General features: G+C 38.4%; 10 protein-coding genes. 3 read left to right on the forward strand and 7 right to left on the reverse strand.

Annotated elements, in window-relative coordinates; genetic code table 11:
• Positions 1 to 315 precede the first annotated feature (315 nt).
• The 3 genes from QWY16_RS14980 to QWY16_RS14990 form a co-directional block, all read right to left on the reverse strand.
• The gene (locus QWY16_RS14980; RefSeq protein ID WP_300990029.1) at positions 316 to 2,376 is read right to left on the reverse strand and encodes an Ig-like domain-containing protein; all 2,061 of its coding nucleotides are present in this window, start codon (positions 2,374 to 2,376) and stop codon (positions 316 to 318) included.
• 317 nt (positions 2,377 to 2,693) lie between these two features.
• Positions 2,694 to 3,227, reverse strand: a complete 534-nt coding sequence (locus tag QWY16_RS14985) for a hypothetical protein (protein WP_300990030.1) — start codon at positions 3,225 to 3,227, stop codon at positions 2,694 to 2,696.
• A 716-nt stretch (positions 3,228 to 3,943) separates the two neighbouring features.
• Entirely contained in the window at positions 3,944 to 4,543 is a 600-nt protein-coding gene (locus QWY16_RS14990; RefSeq protein WP_300990031.1) for a competence protein ComK, read from the reverse strand.
• A 789-nt stretch (positions 4,544 to 5,332) separates the two neighbouring features.
• Between QWY16_RS14990 and QWY16_RS14995 the strand changes: the two genes are divergently transcribed.
• Entirely contained in the window at positions 5,333 to 5,932 is a 600-nt protein-coding gene (locus QWY16_RS14995) for a DsbA family oxidoreductase (RefSeq protein ID WP_300993468.1), read from the forward strand.
• Positions 5,933 to 6,090: 158 nt separating this feature from the next.
• On the opposite strand, the gene QWY16_RS15000 is transcribed toward QWY16_RS14995, so the two are convergent.
• Together QWY16_RS15000 and QWY16_RS15005 are read right to left on the reverse strand one after the other, a co-directional pair.
• Positions 6,091 to 6,876, reverse strand: a complete 786-nt coding sequence (locus QWY16_RS15000) for an SGNH/GDSL hydrolase family protein (protein WP_300990032.1) — start codon at positions 6,874 to 6,876, stop codon at positions 6,091 to 6,093.
• A 162-nt stretch (positions 6,877 to 7,038) separates the two neighbouring features.
• Positions 7,039 to 7,179 carry a hypothetical protein gene (locus QWY16_RS15005; RefSeq protein WP_300990033.1) on the reverse strand — a complete coding sequence of 47 codons (141 nt, stop codon included), beginning with the start codon at positions 7,177 to 7,179 and terminating at the stop codon, positions 7,039 to 7,041.
• Between the two features lie 747 nt (positions 7,180 to 7,926).
• Between QWY16_RS15005 and QWY16_RS15010 the strand changes: the two genes are divergently transcribed.
• On the forward strand, positions 7,927 to 9,603 hold the full coding sequence (locus QWY16_RS15010) for a PLL family lectin (RefSeq protein WP_300990034.1): 1,677 nt from the start codon (positions 7,927 to 7,929) through the stop codon (positions 9,601 to 9,603).
• 740 nt (positions 9,604 to 10,343) lie between these two features.
• Here QWY16_RS15010 and QWY16_RS15015 read toward each other — a convergent pair.
• A complete protein-coding gene (locus tag QWY16_RS15015; protein ID WP_300990035.1) occupies positions 10,344 to 13,802 on the reverse strand; it encodes an S-layer homology domain-containing protein in 3,459 nt (1,152 codons plus the stop codon).
• Between the two features lie 568 nt (positions 13,803 to 14,370).
• Entirely contained in the window at positions 14,371 to 14,838 is a 468-nt protein-coding gene (locus QWY16_RS15020; RefSeq protein WP_300990036.1) for a ParB N-terminal domain-containing protein, read from the reverse strand.
• Positions 14,839 to 15,241: 403 nt separating this feature from the next.
• On the opposite strand from QWY16_RS15020, the gene QWY16_RS15025 reads away from it, so the two are divergent.
• Positions 15,242 to 15,619: a DUF6232 family protein gene (locus QWY16_RS15025; protein WP_300990037.1), complete on the forward strand. Its 378-nt coding sequence runs from the start codon at positions 15,242 to 15,244 to the stop codon at positions 15,617 to 15,619.
• Positions 15,620 to 15,943 lie beyond the last annotated feature (324 nt).

Below are 15,943 nucleotides of genomic sequence, written 5' to 3' on the forward strand. Positions count from 1 at the left end.
GGGCATTGATTCTCGTTTCCCCCTGTCCATTAAATTCAGCCTTTTCTCTATTAAGAACACATTTAAAAGGACTAATACATTAGTCCAATATAACTAATTAAATATTACCATAAACTGCTTTTCATAATGAATAATTTTTTAGAATATTTAAAACATTGAAGTTTACAGCCCACTGCATTTCAGCTAAATAAAAAGCCGATTCCATCACGGAATCGGCTTTTTTCTTTAGCCATATAATTTCACCTATAACGGAAACAGCAACGGAATAACAATCATCACCGCAAACATGAGCAGCTAAATATATTAGTTCCAGTCCTAATTCACCTTCACCGTCTTGCCCACACTCTTATTCCCCGCCTTGTCCTGGGCATAGAGCTTCAACGAAGAGCCTTTCTTCTGCGCAATGATTTTCACTTTAAAATTCCCTTTGCTGTCGACCGTCCCTTGCCCGATTTTCTTCGTGCCGTTGTAGATGAATAAAGCGGCACTCTTTTCGGCTTTCCCGGAAACGACTGTGGTTTTGCTGGTGATCGGATTGACCGTCGGAACAGCCGGTGCCGTTTTGTCGACAACTTTCACGTTTTTATTGCTGCTTTTGTTTTTCGCTGGGTCGATAGCATGGGCAGTTATCGTTGTTCCCACTTTCTGCTTGGCGATTTTCATGGAATACTTGCCGCTCTTCGCCGGCGCTTCTCCCAGTTTCTTGCTTCCTGCATACACATGGACCTTGGCGCCTGACTCGGCTTTCCCGCTTACGGTAACTGAATTATCGCCGACCGGGTCGACACTTGGCACAGGCGGTGCCGTCTTATCAATCACTTTGACGATTTTTTCCGCACTTTGATTGCCTGCTTTGTCCACTGCCACCACGGTAATCTCTGCACCTGAAGGCTGCCTTGAAATACGGCCGCTGAAAGCCCCCCAGACAGCTGTCGCTTCCCCGATCTTGCCGTCTCCCGCATAAGCGTAGACTTTCGTTCCCGATTCGGCTTTTCCGGTCATCGTGGTATCGGTGCTGTCTAATGCATTGACGGACGGAGCGCTTGGCGCCGTTTCATCTTTCTTCGCTTCACTTTCCTGGAAGATATAAAGCGTATTCCCGCCGTAACCGTATAAATTAGAACCATCTGACTCCAAATATTGGATAAACTCCGTTTCGATGGTATCCAGTAAGGCACCGTTCGGATCGTAGACATTCAGTCCAAAGGAGTGATTCGGGAATCCCTTATTCGACCCTCTGACAGCAAATAATTTATCCGAATCCGTCGTTGCGATATCATATAAGATGTCATCCAGCACTTTTTCAAACTTTACCTTCCCTGTTTGATCTAAACCTTTAATGGATGAAAAAAGATAGCGATTTTCTGTATCGATATAGCTTTTGGAGTAGTACAGGCCTTGCTGTGAAGCGATGAGGTCGGAATATGAATTGTAATAAACCCCCGAGACAAAATTGTCCTCTTTTAATTGCTTGATGGCCGGCGATTCCATTTGAAGGGTCATGTTCTTCGTTCCATCAAAATGATAGAAATTGAAAATGTCTTCTGCATAGTGATTCACGAGAAATCCGAACTCCTTGAAATGCGTGAATGTTTGGTCCTCATATTTTCCAAAATCTTTTTTATCAAGAACCGTGCCCGTCCTCACGTCAACCGCAAGCATGATTTCGTTTTCAAGTGCTGGATCCGTTCCGGCCTTTTTCTCAAAGCCTCGGGGAAAAATGACATTGTCTACAGGCATCAAGGTATGTTCATGGGTCCATTTGGCTTCCAACGGCACATGCCACACTTGCTGCCGAGCAGGAAGATGCATAAATTTGATGCCTTTAAAATCCTGATACACAAAAGAATCATTGAAAAGCGCACCTCCTAAAAAACCGTCCGCCTTGCCCCGGAAAAGAAATTTCCCGTCAATGTCGTAAACCGCAAAACCGTCCGTATAAAATTCGCCGCCGGAGATACTGGAAAGTATAATATATTTCTCATTGATGTAAATTCTCGGGATCGTGTCAGCAAAAGCAGCTTTAACCGTTTTCAAGACTTTTCCAGTCTCAGTGGAATAGATCTCCATCAGATCCTTGTTTTTATTCATCGTTACAAACCGGTCTTCTGCTATCGCATAAGGACCTGGACCGCTCCCGGTAACTTCCCAATTCAACTCACCCGTTTTGCTGTAAGAAGAAATTCGGACAACATGTCTCGAGGACGTACGGTTAGCTGTAATCAGCTGATCATCATAGACAAGCAGGTTTTTAAACTCAGAGTCAGGAATTTTTATAACGTCCATAAAGGTATCGTCTGACGCCTCTGCAGTGTGATGGAAGGAAATCGGTATAAGCAGGACCGTGCCGATAAACAATAACAGCAATTTCTTCATTTTGAACCTCCTTCTTCAATGTCAATTCGACTTTAATACTTTCCATTTAATTGTCATCTTTTATCTAATAGTAGACTATTTCTCCTAGTAAATAAATAATTATTTTCTGAAAATTGGAATAACTATTATAAATTAATATAAATAAATTAATTAATTATCTATGAGCGGAAAAAAATGCACCTCCGTTAATAGCCAAGGCTAAGAATGAAAGTGCAGTTCAAATGGGCTCTATTTAATTTTTAATTTATAAGTGCCTTAGTATTATAATCAATTAACATAGATGTTTAAATATTTGTCGTAGCTTAAACTGCACTACTTTAAAGTTGAACTTTTTCCAGAAACCTTGAATATTGGTTTTTATTTTTTTGAATTTCCTCTGAAGTGAAAAAGATAGGCACGACGGTGTCACCCTTATAGAAAAATGGAGGTCCTAGCTTTTCCACATTAATTTTATAATGCTTACGAAGCGTTAAATAAAATCGCGGTTCAATTAATGCGACATAATAGAGCAAACCCGTATCCTTCGCAAAATGACCCATAGCAGAGATTATAGCATTTAAAACTTCAAAACCTCTATACTCTTTTGCAATGGATATTTTGTCAATTTCTACACCATGGTCGAAGTTCTTTTCAATGAATGGAAACGCCTTAAAATCAAAAGTACTGCATATTGTTGAACTGGATAATTTCTTAAATTCAATAGTGGCCACATATTGATTTTGGACCTTTAACAATAGCTGAGCTATTGTTTCACTAGAGTATTCTAATTCGTACCCCTTCTCTTTCCAAACTTCTTCCCATATGCCATTAAATATCTTTTGCTGTTCCTCTGAATTCACAAGCTCAAACAAAAAAATTCCCCCTGTAGATCTTTCTTTTTTTATGATGTACAACTAGAGCACTTTTCTTTGCGCATTACTTTAATTTAAAATCCCTACAGTTATAGAAAAATTCGGTTTCCTTCTTCTCTTATGGATTATTCTAACCATTGTGGCTTGCTTGGTTCTCAATACAAAAATCTTCAGAATACATCCGAAAACACAAAGAAATAAAATAGTGTTATAAAGCACTACGGCATTTCATTGTTATAAAAATTAAATATTTAAATGCATATTCTTAAAATATTTACTCACTCCTTTCTCATTAAATGTATTACTTTAAGAATAGCGAATACATTATTATGCTATCATTAATGAGTATATATAACCAATACTTTATAACTACATTTTATTTTTATAAAATTGAAGCTGGAGTCAATCAAAATAATAGTTTATACATTTCTTAACTAAATTAAGATTTAGATGGCTAGCATTACTGCGACAAATTTCCGTTCTGTTCGTTTTATGATTTTTCTTCAGCTATCTACAACACAGGAGTAAAACTTTTCCTTAGAAAAAATGCGCAAATTAAAAGAGCTTGTCCAAATTTAATGGACCAAGCTCTTTTGATTTGACATAAATTTATGAATTACTGTTAGACTTTTCTCATAGCTAACCCGCTACTACTTCCATTGCCTTAGCCTCATTCATCCTTAGCCAATATATTCGAATCCAAATTAGCAAAAACCTTAAATTGCTGCGTCCCTGCCTCCGCCCTTTTCATCCTCTGTTTCGTAATTAACCCCATTCTCTTTAATATATAAATGATACGAGCTCTGCAATCTCATATTGAGATTTTCAAAATTCTTTTTGCGCTCCTGGATCTTATACTGCAGTTCATAAGCTTTGGTCAGCTTTTTGTCGAATGTCCGCTTGCTGACATTGACCGAGACCGCACTGCCGTTGCTCAAGTTTACTTGTGTCAGTTTCTTATCTAAAGCGACAGAGTCCACGATATGCCTCAAGCCGAACCAGACACATTCTTTCCGCAATGGCGATGAAGACGGGAAGAATATGAGGATCTCTTCCTGATCGAGTACAATCGGATTCATTGTTCCCCTCACCAAAATCTCTGCTCCGTCCATTGCCCCTCTTAAACTAGACCCGCGGTACCTCAAGTTGATATCCATTAAATCATAAGGGCTGAGTTCAACTTTCGTAAACCCTTCTCCATTACCAATTAATGCGTGCAGGAACCCGTTCTCGTTATAATTAGGCAAAACAATTGTCGTCTCCGCCGTAATGACGTATTCAAATTTCATAGTCTTTTCCTTATTCTTCTTTTTCACTTGTCAGGCTCCTTTTTAGTTAACGCTTATTTTTTCCATTAAAAAGGAGTATACTAACACTGGGTTGGTATACTCCAACTATTATCCTCGGGTGAAGGTTGTCCAGACTATTGCACCCGGGGATTTCTTATTGTTCGCAGTGCCTTGTTCACATCGCACTCACCTCCTCGAAGTTGCAGCCAGGACCATATTCCTTCTGATAATAGGAACCGCTGATCTTGCCGGTCAATATTCTTTTTAAACCATTCCATGGTGAAATTATGTACGTCTCTGGCCTGCTCGGGTTCAACTTTCACTCCCATTGATTTATTCCAACTATCAGGATCAACAAGCCACTAATCTCCAGTCCCTCAATCTTCCACTTGTTCAATTATATAGTTATACCCATCTAATTGTCGAACTATTTATAACTTTTTACCCATATTTTATTTTTGGAGTTTGCGTTCCCTTAAGATGATTTAATTCTTTACAAAAGGAATCACAATCTATAGAATGCTGTACTTTTACCTTTTCTTTAAGTCCTTATAAACCTGCTAAATCAAACCACAAGTAGAGCGCATCCCTTTCCTTTCTTCTATGCCTATAGACAAAGACCGCCTTCATGATTTCATTGAAGACGGTCTTTTAAGTATGTAGTTAAATTCAGTTGCCATCGCCTGCAATACTGCAAATTAGTTCAAATTACGTGTAAATCGCGAAAATATCCTCTATGCTATAAATGACTACTATATTGGAGGGATTACGATGAAGATTGAAATGTGGACAGACTTTGCTTGACCGTTCTGCTATATTGGCAAAAGGCGTCTGGAAGACGCCATTCAGAGAATTGACCATCCCATTGAAGTGACTTACCGGAGCTACGAACTGGATCCGACAATGGGCCGGAATGTAAAAGAAAATATGCACGAAATGCTGGCACGGAAATATGGCATGAGCATTGAACAAGCGAAAGCGAATACGCAAAACGTCGTGCAAATGGCGAAAGAAACTGGCTTGGACTATCAAATGGATACGTTGATTTTAACCAACACGTTCGACGCTCATCGTTTGACGCTGTTTGCGAAACAGCAAGGCTTATTGAAAGAAATGACCGAACGGATTCTACATGCCTATTTCACTGAATCAAAACATATCGGTGACCATGAAACCTTAACGGAACTGGCAGTAGAAGTCGGGCTAGACAGAGAAGCTGTCGCCAACATGCTGGCAAGCGGCGACATGGCAGATGCCGTTCGTGCCGATCAGCAGGAAGCCAAGCGCTACGGCGTGACAGGCGTCCCATATTACCTGATCAATAACAAATATGCTTTGACCGGCGCCCAACCGACTGAGCTGTTTGTCCAAGCGTTGACGCAAGTGATTGCTGAAGATGAAGAAACTAGCGTTTAACTGGTCAACTTGAAACTAGATGTTTTAAAAAATCAAAAGAACCGTCCTATGCAGGTTTTCATAACTGCGTTAGGCGGTTCTTTTGGTTCCATCAGTGAAACAGTCTTCTTCCTCTTATCATCTGAATCCCACTCTTATCATGGAACAGTTCATTCCAACTATTTCTCCATAACTTCTTTTTCCATATACGCCTTAAGAGTCTGGAATATATACTCCTGGCCGTCTTCATCCGGATGGATGATATCTTGCATCAATTCAATATGCTTAATATTTTTCTCTGCCATGTCACTGGCCATCGTCTCGTAGAAATCAAATAGTTTCACATTTTCTTCTTGGGCAAGTGTCTTCGTCGCTTCAAGATAAGGAACCATTTGGTTATTCAAAGAGGGATTGAGCGTAAGATTCGGAGTTCTTACAATCACTTCAGTCTCTCCTGACTTTTGTAATTCATTCACTAAGAAAGCATAGCTTTCCTTAAACTCCTCAACCGGAATCTTCGAAGTGCCCACTGCATCATTAAGACCTGCAGAAACAATCACTAAATCAGGGTTGAAAGCTAACACATCTGTCGACAACCTGTCTTTCATCTGGGTGATTGAATTTCCGCTCACTCCTGCATTAATGACTTGCACTTGGTCAGGATAGTTTTCATCGAACCATTCCTGCATTTTTCCTACATGGTTTGGCTGGCTATTCGTCGTTTTGTTTTGCTCAGTCACAGAGTCGCCCAGAAAAACCACCGTCACTGCTTCTCCGGCTTCCAATTTTTCTGAGAAGGTTACCGGTTCCCGTGTTTCCTCTGTTACTTCTGTTGCTTCTTGTGTTTCCTGCGTTTCCTTTATGGCGCTGCTCGAAGCTTCATATTTTCCGAAATTACGTTCACCATAGTAAATGATGAACACTACTGCAATCAGCAATACTCCAATAATCAATTTTTGGTACATTTCTAATCTACTCCTCTTTCTATCTGTAAGTAGATTTTACCATCTAGCCGGATATCTGTTAACAATAATATACAAATAAATATTCACCAATTTGATGATCACAGCTGCTGACTGTGCAAAATAAAAGCCAGACACAATGTGCCTGGCTGCTTGGAACTCTTCTTATTTCAAAACTTTGTCTTTGATCGTGTTTTTCAAATTTGTTGCTTTTTCGATATAGCCATCTTTATTTTCATCCCAATGGGCTTTGCCTTTTTCGATCGATTTGTCTTTTAGTTCGTTCAGCTTGTCCATAAATGCCATGTTAATCACCCTTCCGTTTCGCTTATCTTACAGGAGGGGCTTTGTTTTCACAACAGTTTGCTCGGGATGGTGATAGCTTAGTTACTTTAAATAGTTCTAACGTAGAAAACATTTTCCTTTCGCTTCTTCCACTACATCGGAAAGTCGTTCAATAGCTGTTCGTATAGCTCCTTCTCGGATACTTTGCTAATTCCTATATGGAAGAAGAAAGCAGTATCTTAAAAAACATGACGTTTTATAGGGCAGCTTTTGAGCCTACACATGTTATGGCTATATAAAAACATATTCAAAATAGAACTTTATGTAAAAATTAAATATATAGAATATTCTAAAATTTTATATATAAATTATTGAAAATATGATATTATATTGGTAAAAAAGCATAAAAATATTTTCTTTTTAAATTTAAACTATAAATTATACTTAAAAGTAATTCAAAAACATATACACCTCATTTTAACCATAATTTTTTAAGAAAAGGATGTAAGAAAGTTTATGCATAGATAAAAAAATATGGCTAAGTATTTATTGAACTACTCTTATATGGTTAGTGAAAGAGTTGCGTAATTGTATGTAAGCTATTGAATAAATTTTAAAATATACGGTTATAGGGAGGCGGTATCTTCAAACCACAAAACAGAAATGGGTATGTCTATAAATTCGGCTAGCAATCATACCATAAGCGCATCATATATAAGGAAAGGTGTGGAGAAGATGGCCTACTTTACTAATGTAAGATGGACACAAGTGACAGTCGGCAAACCGTTTTCAGAGTTTCAAGTCGAATGGGACTATGATTTAACAATACCTGACTATATAGCGTTATACAATGTTGAATCTGGAGCTCCAAAGCTTCTTAAGTCAATGAGCACCAACAATGGAAGAGTTGTCAGTGCAATAGTTTCCCTCCGTTCAGGATATTCTGGAACAGTGGCAATTTGTTCAATCAATGTACCCGATTTTGGAAAACAATTTGAATTCACTGAAAGATACTGCTATTTTTCTGAAGTACATGTCCACGAGCCAGATCTGCAGCCACTTGGAGAAGATGCATGTGATATTCCACCTTCCATTTTGAATATTGATCCTTTTCGCGGGGGATTAATTGTAAACTGGAACAATCTCAACAACTATGACTTCTTTGATTTGGAAATCACTACCAGTGATGGGCAGGTTAGCATTATTGAGGGAATTAAAGGACAGAGTTATGAAGTACAAGGAGTAAGGGAAGGTGAAACCTATACATTTAGAGTGAAAGGCTTTAAAGAACCTTGGCCAGCTTTCTTCAGCGGTTGTTCAACCGACTACTCTGCTTCTGTAGATGAAAAAGTACCTGACGGCTTGGGTTATCAGCCTCCTCGGCTCTCAGAGTCTTCACATCTATCGGCTGTTGCACCTTATTCCACCCATATGAGTGTCTTTGTTATAGGCGATGACGGGATACCGCGCACTTCTTTTTGGAACGAGAGACTATGGAGTATGTGGTATGTCATGATGTGGTACAACGGAATGGCACAGACAACGTTTCATCCTGAAGCCCCTATTGAATCTGTAGCAGTGAATCAAAACAGAATTATGGTATTTGCGGTTGATGAAAATCAATCTATGCGAGTATCGCAACTTCGTCCAACCAGCATACCAGCTGGGATATGGAATGATATATCTATGGAAATGGTTTTCCCGAAGATTTGCCATATCGGTGTCACCTCGCGTTCTGCTAACTATATAGATATTTTTGTAGTTGGGAACGACGGTCAGCTTTATATTGCCTGGTCAGAGAACGCATCGGCAGGCCGTGCATTTTGGAATGGGTGGAGATCCATGGGTGGCCCTCTGTTCCCACCGGGTGCTCCTGTAGCTGCGTTAAGTCGTAGTCCGCAACGTATGAATGTTGCTGCTGTAGGCCAAGATGGGATTGTAAAACTTCGCTGGTGGAATGGATACTGGGATAACTGGGAAGACCTTCACGGAGCCCGTTTTCTTCCGGGCAGCCACCTTAGCTTTGTCGCTAGGAGTGCTGATCACATGGATCTTTTTGGAATAGATGAGAATGGCCAGCTTCAAAACAATCATTGGCACGGCGGATGGAGCGGCTGGCAAGTACTCCCTTCGCCTCCACTTCCGCTTACTCCTGGCGCAAGCCTTTCCGCGGTTTCAAGAAAATTGGAACATGTCGAGGTTTTCTATATGGATCAACACAAGCACCTTTGGAGCACCTGGTTCTACGATGGCTGGAAAGGAGCGTTCCAAGTTCCATCAAATGGATATCTTCCTGAATTTCATCCTCATGTTTCTACCATCAGCAGAAACAACAGACAGATGGATGTTTTTGGAATCAACGCCGAACAGAACAATGACCGTGTATGGTCGACATGGTTTTCAGGCGGAAAGGGTGACTGGAGCAAGACATTTTTCCCGGTCTAACATTTCCGAAGGCAATTAATCAGTATTCACATGAAAGAGATAGTCCGTATGGAATTATCAAAAGTGAAGATGAATAATAGGTTCTAAAAGGAATAGTGAGAAGATGTCGAAGGGCATCTTCTCACTATTCTTTGTCCACTTCATCGGACATTTCTATATAACAGCCGTCTCATTTCGTCCCTGTTCATTGGATAATTATTATGCAGTTATGACTGCTTGATATTTCGCCTTAAAAGCGCGAAAGAAATCCGCCAAATTAGTGATTTTAGCGGATTTCTCACACAGTATCTTTGCATATTTAGAATTGCGTTCCAGATAGGGCTGCAATTTTAAATATTACTTAACAATAAATTCGGCTTCTTCACTAACAACGAATGGCCAATTACTGAAGGAAAAATAAAAAAGAGAAAAAAATAATATTTTTGGAAACAATAAAAATTAAGAAGTATATAAAATTTTTATTATTGGAAGAATTTTTGTAAATTATAAACGCTATTAAACTTGGAAGGGATAAATAAATAAATATTATTAAATAAGATAATAAGATTTGGATAGTACTGAAATATTCAAAGTTTATAAAGCCCGTAAAAAAACTATAGAATGCAATTACATCTAGTGGAATGAATACTAAATTTAACAAAAAGTAGTACCATAACATTCTATTCCCTCCTATATTTATCATTCATAAAAAAGAAAGAGAAAGAGAACTCCTCTTTCTCTTTTTCATAATCCGGGTTAGCTTAATGAGTATATAAAGCATCAAACTCTTTCTCTTTGATCAATTTTTCATAGGTTGGTTCAAAGAAATTCATAACGCCGTGAGCATTGTCGATGATACTTTTTCCAACTACATATTCAGTTCCCAAGCGCTTTTTATTTTCATCTTTTGCGAAAATGAGTGTGTGAAGCGGATCATCTTCAATAATCCAATTAAACACAACTTTATTATAAGAGTCACCTTTTACTATATCCAAATCGATAGATGGTTGGGTATCATCTGAATTCAAAAAGAAATATGCGGAATTATAAGTCATTCCTTTTTCAAAATCTATTCCTCTGGAAATGACTTGCTTTAACCGCTCATTCTCTTTGAACCGGATGCCCTTTTCTCCAAGTTCATTACTAACTAAACTATATGTTGAAGTTTGAACTAAAAACCCACCTAAAGAATGCCCCATTGTATGATATTTAGCATCAGGATATTCCAGTACCAATTCAGCTAAAAAATCTCTGGCCGTGGGTACTTGTTTATGACTATTAAAAAGGTATATACCTGCGTTTTGTCCCCAATCAGCCCATGAATCGGTACCTCTATATACTACAGCAATATTATTGCCGCGCTTGAAGGCTAAAGCATGAAATCCTGTAGCACCATCTTCATACTTGATTAACTTCCAATCATTTAATTCATTGTAGTGAGCTGTTCCTAAATCAAAAAATCCGTCCAGTTCGCTGCGTTTCTCTTCACTTAAAGGCATGGTGCTTAAATTATGATTAAGATACTCAGCTTTATCAATTTCCACATAAGATGAGTGTGAGAAAATGGCGGCAGTTCTGGGAGATACGTTATAAGTTAATCTATCTTCTAGCTGCTCTTCGCCATCCAAGTAACCGTCATCGTCTGTATCAGGATCTCGGGGATTCGAATTGTATTTATAAAATCCTCCAAAGAAAGGAACAAATTCTGTGGTTATTTCATCCCCGTCATCGATGCCATCACCATCCGTATCTTTTAAAGCAGGACTTGAAGTGAAATACAAGCCATTTCCTACTCGGAATCCTCCCACTTCTAATTTATCCGGCAATCCATCGCCATCTTCATCTTTAGTCTGTTCAACAGAGTCTTCGGCTACTTCTTCAATAATTTCTTGTAGCTTATCATGATGTTCTGCAAAATAATACTTACCATTTGTCGATTGGGCAATTCTTTGTAAGAGTGGTTCTTGAACATCGTTCCCCAATCCAACTGTATAGACAGTAACATTATTTTCATTCAATTCGTTTATGATGCTTTCATTCCAACTACCATCACCATCAGTAAGGAACACGATCATTTTGTAATGATCATCACGACCGTTTTGTTTAAGCTCTTCTAGAGCTGCTTGTAAACCACGGTATATATTTGTTCCACCTGACGAGTCAATTGTATCTATTCCATATTTTATATGTTCTTTATTATTTGTAAGCTCCACTACAACATCAGCGTAGCTATCAAAATCAACGACTGCTCCACGATCACTTTCTTTTAACTTATCTACAAAATTCATAGAAGCAGTTTTTCTTATATCGTCTGGATCGTTACTATACATAGAGCCGGACGAATCAATAGAAAAAACTACATCAATATTTTTTGTCTTTCCATTTTCACCAATGATCGGTGCTGCCATTTCATTTGCCCATACTTCATCCCACTCTACTTTATTCAATAAAATGTAGGAGCTAAAGTGTTCTACATTGGCTGTAACTGTATTATTCTCTGGATTATGAATTTGATTTGGCAAGTATTCCAACTTTTGCTCTTGCTCATTATAATAATAAATAGCTGGTTCAAAATCTTCTGTAACTACATTTTCTTTGTATGAAAAGGTCATACTTGCTTGTGTAAACTCAAATCCAGCTTCGAAATTATATGCTGATCCAATATACCCTGGAATATCTTCTGATAAAAATTGATTCTCTTCTTCTAAATTTGTAATGGTAACGCTAGTTAAATCAGCAGCGGTTCCCTCCATAAATAAAGAAGGGGAAACAGACGCATCCACTTCACTAGATTCCGGAAGAATATTTCGAGTGGTTTTCTCTTCTCCATCTATTACGCCATTATTGTTTGTATCTTTTTTCAAAGGATTAAACCCAAATGGCTGCTCTTCTCCATCCAATAATTTGTCCTGATCTGTATCTGCTAATAACGGATTCGTGCCAGCAGTTACTTCTTCACCATCTAATATACCATCAGCATCAGTATCTGCTTTTAGTGGATCTGTTTCTAAATCTACTTCTTCAAGGATCGTCAACTTATCTTTGTCTGTATCCTCATCTTGATCCTCTTTGCCATTTCCATCTGTGTCCTTCTTAACTGGACTAGTATCAGCTTGGTAAACCTCGTAATAATCTGTAAGTCCATCCCCATCTGTATCTGAAATAGTCGGATCGGAACCGTGCACACTTTCCATAACATCAGATAATCCGTCATTATCACTGTCTACTATCATGTCTGCAACTATCTTATTTGAACTATATACTTCACGACCGTTTTCTTCCACGCTAACTTTGTAATACGTTTTTCCAAAAGAATTAAATTCTGCATCAACATATGTTTTAGCTTTAATTCCTTTTGCAATAAGCTCATATGAACCTTCTTCATCTGTAAAACTTCTATAAATATTATATGTTTTAGCTTGAGCTTGTCGGCTTTCTTGACCCCAATCTAATTCCCAGCCTAATGCATCTTTCTCACTATCATAAGCCCATCGCCCTGAAACCTTGAAGTCACCCGGATCATCGGTTCCGTCAGAATCCACTGACCCACCAGGTCCTCCTCCACCTGTAGGTGTCTTTTTGTTGATTATTCTATAAATTAGAGCAAAACTTTCTGCTCTTTTTATTTTATTCTCTGGTTTAAATGTGTTATCCGGGTATCCATTTACGAATCCTTGGTTAACAGCTAGTAAAATGTTTGGATATGCCCAATGCTTTACGGTAATATCTTTAAAGTTACCATTCACACTGGCTTTAGCTGAACCTTGAACAACTTTATAAGCACGAACGATTGTAGTTACAGCCTCAGCTCTACTAATATTTTGATTTGGCTTAAAAGTACCATCTGGATAACCAATCGTAATTTCACGCTTTTTAGCCCCTTCTATGTATGACTCTGCCCAATGCTTGTTTATATCTTTAAAAGACGGCTTTAGTGGAACCGTTTCTTCTTCAACGTTAATTTTTAAACTACGAATAAGAAGGGCGAAAAATTCAGCTCTTGTGATTTCCAAGTTTGGATTAACTACTAAATTGCCATTTTGCATACTTCCTGTTACGATGCCTTCTTTAATTAACTCCCTAATTTCTTTTTCTGCCCAGTGTCCCTTAATATCCTCGAAATCACTGGAATTCGTGCCTGTTGCCAATACTCCATATGGAAACAATATGGAAAATATCATTACAACAACAAAAAACATACATTGATACTTTCGCTGCATAGCTTCCCCTCCTAAATAATAATTTTATAAAATTTCCAAATGTTTCGGAAACCTTAATAATCATACTACAGCTGTAGATATTATTACATACTTTTTATTTCTTAATTTACCTATATACCTAAATTAATTACTTATTATCCCGTTTCTTAAATGAATTGCTCTCCGAAGCATGCCTTTTTAAAAAATGACCTCATTTGGTTTTTTCTCATTTCAGCTCCCGTTATGCTGAAAGATAGTCAAGTAGGGATGGCAGCCACCAACATGTAGCACCTCTGCCATCTTTTTACCACCATATGCCAAAGAAGTTGCCCATTTCGTCCAAGGGTATGGAATATGGTTATTTCCTAATTCCTAAACAAACAAAAGCCATCCTCAAACTTAAACTGCACCTCCATTGTTAGACACAACTAGAAATGGAGGTGCAGTTTTTCTATGAGGAAATTTTCAGTGGCAGACAAACTATAAATGGTCTGAGAATATCTCGAAAGCCATAATTTGAAAAAAGGCTGGCGAAACGCTACGCGGTGAATCTCAATGTGTTCTAGCAGTGGATGGCCCTGTATCAACTTCACGGAGAGAAAGGATGATGCTGGCCGTCCAGGACATAAATCTTGTTTCCAGGCACGAGCTCAAATCCGCCTTCCACTTCGCTGGTCCCTTTCCGGCTTGAAAAGATGAACGGTGAAAAATAGAAGTGCTCGTTTTTTTCAAGCGATTCGATGATTAAGTTCCGGATCTCCACGCGCCTTCTCGGATCTAGCTTCCGCTGCACTTCATGGTCCACTTCAAAGATTGCCCGCCCCTCCGTTTCTGGACCGGAAGCTGTTGCGGGAGATCTTGCCGGAACCGTTCGAGAAAAATAATCTGGCATATGGCATGTATTGCCTGACCTATGCGCAGAATGCGGAAGAGATCCGCACGTGGAAGAGATGGAGCCGCCGACGATGTAATGCCGGCGGTTTTCTTCGGGCAGAAGCTCGCTGAATTCGCCTCTCTCCAGCCGTCCCCAGTTGGTCCCTGGGTGCGGCTCAATCATGACGATTTCCTTTTCGTATCAAACATGCGAAAGCCGCAGCCCGAAACCCTTACGGTTACTGGATGCGGCTTTTTCTCTATACAATTGTGGTGTATAGGCAGAATTCTTTTCAACACAGGGGCGCGATTTTATTAAATTCTTCACTTTGGAGTTCCTAGTCGACATTATTACTACTTTAAGGTTCATGTTTAATATCTTAAGTAATGTTCTCCATTTTCTTGGTCATACAATCGCTTTGAATTGCCAAAATCCTGTAGAATTGTTTCTTTTCTTAGGAGGCGAACTCTGATTTTATAACTAGTCCCAAAATATTACCAGGGTCTTTTTTCTAAAGTTTGATTGTCTTTTTGAAAATAAATGGTAATATTATAATGAATAAATATAACTATATAGGAGGGGTAAAATGGTAACACAAGCACAGGCTCAGGAAAAGATTTTCTTTCAAAGTGAAAATGTATTAATATCCAATACTAGAATGAATTTGGGTGGCACTACATATGCAACAGCAAATGTAACCTCTGTATCTACTTTGGAAGCAAAACCAGGCAGGAAACTAGAAATCATTTTAGGTTTAATAGGTCTAGTAGCGCTTACCGAAACTTTTTTGGGAGGCATTATTTTAATAGCCTTAGCTGTATTAATATTTAAGTTTAAAAAAACTAAATATATTGTTAAGCTATCCTCCAGTGCCAATGAAAAAGATGCACTTTGGTCAACTGATAAAAATTTTGTTCATTCAGTAGTAGAAGCAATCAATGAAGCTATGATATTCCGGGGTTAACTGTCTTTTAAGATATTTCTTTTTTATTGGATAGGTATAAAATTGAAATTGCTGCTTAAACAGGTGTTTCGACTGTATTTTAAGCAAAATATTAAAATATCTAGATAGAACTTATATATATTTTTTTAAAACTGTCAGCATCAAAGCCTTGACTTCTTTTAAGAGGATCAAGGCTTTTAATGTTCTATACCGATAATTAAACTTCCAGCGCGACTTCAATAAATTTCGTTTCGTTTATTGAATCACTCCTCTAAAACAGATACTCTATACAAAATTTTACTTAACGGGAACAGTTTGAATCCCATCTAAAGTAGAAACGTTAGT

Origin of the sequence: Planococcus shenhongbingii (assembly GCF_030413635.1) — a bacterium.
In the GTDB taxonomy this organism is placed as follows: domain Bacteria; phylum Bacillota; class Bacilli; order Bacillales_A; family Planococcaceae; genus Planococcus; species Planococcus shenhongbingii.

What these genes read in the sequence shown, in the direction of transcription:
- QWY16_RS14980 (WP_300990029.1), bottom strand. Translation starts at nt 2,376, where the DNA reads ATGAAGAAATTGCTGTTATTGTTTATCGGCACGGTCCTGCTTATACCG.
- QWY16_RS15000 (WP_300990032.1), bottom strand. Translation starts at nt 6,876, where the DNA reads ATGTACCAAAAATTGATTATTGGAGTATTGCTGATTGCAGTAGTGTTC.
- QWY16_RS15005 (WP_300990033.1), bottom strand. Translation starts at nt 7,179, where the DNA reads ATGGCATTTATGGACAAGCTGAACGAACTAAAAGACAAATCGATCGAA.
- QWY16_RS15015 (WP_300990035.1), bottom strand. Translation starts at nt 13,802, where the DNA reads ATGCAGCGAAAGTATCAATGTATGTTTTTTGTTGTTGTAATGATATTT.
- QWY16_RS15020 (WP_300990036.1), bottom strand. Translation starts at nt 14,838, where the DNA reads ATGATTGAGCCGCACCCAGGGACCAACTGGGGACGGCTGGAGAGAGGC.
- QWY16_RS15025 (WP_300990037.1), top strand. Translation starts at nt 15,242, where the DNA reads ATGGTAACACAAGCACAGGCTCAGGAAAAGATTTTCTTTCAAAGTGAA.